Raw genomic sequence first — 3,175 nt, forward strand, 5'->3', positions numbered from 1 at the left:
GCCCGGCACCACCGTCGGCGCCAACGCGAGAGCCCACGCGAACACCGCGGCGACCGCCGTGGCCGCCACCCAGCGTCCGCCCCGCACCGAGGGCAGCGCCCGCCGCAGCACATGCGCCTGCGCCGCCCCCAACACCGCCGGGGAGGCGCCCAGCAGGGCGACGGCGACCACGGCCGGGAAGCAGAACCCGACGGCTTCGCCGAGCGTGGTCCACCGCCACCAGTGGAACCACAGCGGCGTCCCGCCGTGCGCAGGCCGCGCGCCGGTAAAACGCAGTGCGCCGAACGCCGTCAGCAGCCCGTTCAGCGGGGATCCCACCAGCCGCCGACCCCACCGGTCGGCAAGCGGCGGGCGCCCCGCGCGCGGTTCACGATCACGTCCCATACCGGCAGCCTGCGCCCGCCCGAGCCCCCGGGCACAGGGCCGTTGGGCCCCGACCCGCCCGGCCAAGGTCCCGCGTGCGGCGAGCGGCGTTGTGGTCCCGCGTCGAGCGGGCGGCCCGGCTCAGCGGTGGCGCATCGCGTCCAGTGGGGTCAGACGGTAGGCACGGTAGGCCGGACCTGTCGCCCCGGCGAGGGCCGCCAGCAGCACGGCCGCCGCGCCCACCGCCAGCGGAAGCGACGGCAGCGCGCCGGCGTCCCGGCGCCCGAGCACCGTCGCCGCCGCCGTGCCGAGCAACCAGCCGCCGCCGGCGCCCACCACCGCCGCCGAGGCGCCGACGACGCCCGCCTCGGCGAGCAGCATCCGCGCGACATCGCCGTCGCGGAACCCGACCGCCTTCAGCACGCCGATCTCCCGCTCACGTCGCCGCGCGACCCGGGCACCGACGGCAAACGCCCCGACCGTCCCCAGCCCGGTGAGCGTCGCGACGCCCGACCACACGGCGACCGCCGAGGGCGTGCCGCCCGACTCGGCCGCGCGGCCCGTCGGGCCCGCACGTTCCGGGTGCGCCGCGGGCACGGCGTCGGCCGCCGTCTCCGGGGGAGGGGCGCCCGGGCCGCCGGCCAGCACCGCCATGCACAGGGCTGTGGACAACGCGACCGCGGCCAGGGTGGCCGGTGCGAGCAGGGTCGAGAGCGGTCGCCGCGACGCCACCACGTTCCACACGGCCAGCCGCAGCGGGCTCACCCGGCCCTCCGCCGCGTCACCGTTCGCAGCCCCGCCCCGGCCGTCAGCCGGTGCACCTCGTGCGCGCCGGCGACCGACTCGCGGCCCCGGGCGGCGATCACCACGGCCCGCCCCTCGTCGGCGAGTTCACGCAACAGGTCGAGCAGGCGGCGTCCCTCCGCCTCGGGAAGCCCGGCCGTGGGCTCCCCCGCGAGAACCGCCGAAGGCCCGTTCACCAGGGCGCGGGCGAGAACGATCCGGCGCCGCTCACCCGCGCTCAGCTCGTCGGGGCGGCACGCGCCGCGGTCAGCGGGCACACCCACCCGCTCCAGCGCCCACTCCGCCCGCTTCTCTGCCGGCCCGTACCGGCCGTCGTAGGGCAGCAGCACGTTCTGTCGCGCCGAGTACCGGGGCAGCAGCCCGCACTCGGGCAGCACGTATCCGAAGCGCTCACGGCGGATGTCCGCCAGCTCCCAGCGGGGAAGGCCGCCGGTGTCCCGTCCGTCGAGCAGGACGCGGCCCTCGCCGGGCGGCGTGAGCAGGCCCAGTACGCGCAGCAGGCGGAAGGCCCCCGAGTCGGGCGCACCGAGGAGGACGGTGACCGCGCCCGTTCCGACCCTGAGGTCGATCCCGGGCGGCGTTCGAGCCGTCCGTCCGGCACACGAGAAGGGCACCCTCACCCCGCGTGCCTCGATCAGCACGCCCACGTGCCTTCTGCCGCCTTCCCCTCACCGGCCGGAGTCGCGGCGCCGCGCGACCCCCCGACCGCACGGCACCGCAGGGATGCGCGGCCCGGTCCGACCGCACTCTCCGTGTCCGTGTCTCCACGCTATCGGCGTGGCGCCCGCCAGCCGTCCGTCGGCAGACGGATCCTTACCCCCACCTTTCGGCGGGGGCGTACGCGCGGCGGCGCCCGGCTCGCGGCCGGGGAGCGCGACTTTCTGTCCACAAGCTGTGGACAAGGGGACGCACGGGTGAGCGCCCGGGCGGTCAGGGTTTGCGCCAGTGAATCGAGTAGCGCCACAGCAGGTGGCGGCGCCAGCGGCGGCCGGGCAGCAGCCGGGCACTGGTCCGCCGGACCTCCGCCCAGCTCTCCGCCGGCTCCGCGACCGGCATCCCCGCCGGTTCCACCGACCCGCCGTGCCGGCGGGCCAGCATCCGGTGCGCCGGTACGCCGGCCGCACTCACCAGCCAGTCGAGCGGCGTGACCGTCCGGGCCAGCCCGACGACCACAAGTGACCCGCCCGGTCGCAGCAGTTCGGCCATCCGGCGTAGACCGGATGCCGTGCCCAGATGATGCAGTACGGCCACCGAGCAGACGAAGTCAAAGGACGCGTGCGGGAGTTCCGCACCCGACGACTCGTCGAGCACGTCCACCGGCCGGAAGTCGACCCGGCCGCCGGCCGGCGTGTTCCGCCTCGCCAGCCGGACCATCTCCGGCGACCGGTCCACCGCCGTCACCGACCCCGCCACCCTGCTCAGCATCCGCGCCAACATCCCGTCGCCGCAGCCCACTTCAAGCGCCGAGCAGCAACCATCGGGCACGGCGGCCAGGACCAGTGGATGGTAGTGCGCGTTGTGGTTCCAGTAGCCGTCCGTGCCGTGCGAGCCCATCCGGTCACGGTACTCGCGAACCCCGCCGCCAAGCCCTTGGTCCCCCCGGGCGCCGACCGGCACCCGGCGTCGAGCGCGCCCCCGCCCGGTGCCATGATGAGACGTACAGGGGAATCCCACCTCCGCAGGCCCGCCGGCATGCGAGGAAGGACAAGATCCGACATGACCAGTCGATCGACCGCCAACGACAATCCCGCGACCCTCTACGGGCCCGTATCCCTCTTCTTCGGCCTCGTCGCCTTCGCAGGTGTGATGGCGTACGGCTTCTTCTCCGCTTTCTTCGCCCTCGTGGCCGGTGGACTCGGCGCGGCCCTCGGGGGCCTCGGCTTCGCCAGCGGCTACCGGCAGATCCAGTGCGCCGTCGGCCTCGCCACCGGCCTGGCGAGCCTCCTCTACCTCTTCGCCTTCGCCCTCACCCCCCACCTCTACTGACACCGACCGGCCTGCCCCGGCC

Annotated in this window: 5 protein-coding genes; 1 reads left to right on the plus strand and 4 read right to left on the minus strand. The window is 75.7% G+C overall.

The genetic code is table 11. The features are described 5' to 3' along the window. The 4 genes from GL263_RS24075 to GL263_RS24090 form a co-directional block, all read right to left on the minus strand. On the minus strand, positions 1-384 hold a 384-nt coding region (locus GL263_RS24075), incomplete at its 3' end, for a hypothetical protein (protein WP_228456785.1). Positions 385-504: 120 nt separating this feature from the next. Further along, positions 505-1,128, minus strand: a complete 624-nt coding sequence (locus GL263_RS24080; protein WP_182857848.1) for an FtsX-like permease family protein — start codon at positions 1,126-1,128, stop codon at positions 505-507. After that, a complete protein-coding gene (locus GL263_RS24085) occupies positions 1,125-1,808 on the minus strand; it encodes an ATP-binding cassette domain-containing protein (protein ID WP_182857849.1) in 684 nt (227 codons plus the stop codon). Before GL263_RS24085 ends, GL263_RS24080 begins: the two co-directional genes overlap by 4 nt. Before the next feature lie 289 nt (positions 1,809-2,097). Beyond that, positions 2,098-2,721 (minus strand): class I SAM-dependent methyltransferase, encoded by a 624-nt coding sequence (locus tag GL263_RS24090; protein ID WP_182857850.1) that lies wholly within the window; start codon positions 2,719-2,721, stop codon positions 2,098-2,100. Positions 2,722-2,883: 162 nt separating this feature from the next. Here GL263_RS24090 and GL263_RS24095 point away from each other — a divergent pair, with 162 nt between their 5' ends. Further along, positions 2,884-3,153: a hypothetical protein gene (locus GL263_RS24095; RefSeq protein ID WP_182857851.1), complete on the plus strand. Its 270-nt coding sequence runs from the start codon at positions 2,884-2,886 to the stop codon at positions 3,151-3,153. Positions 3,154-3,175 lie beyond the last annotated feature (22 nt).

The organism is Streptomyces durbertensis (genome assembly GCF_014156695.1).
GTDB lineage: Bacteria > Actinomycetota > Actinomycetes > Streptomycetales > Streptomycetaceae > Streptomyces > Streptomyces durbertensis.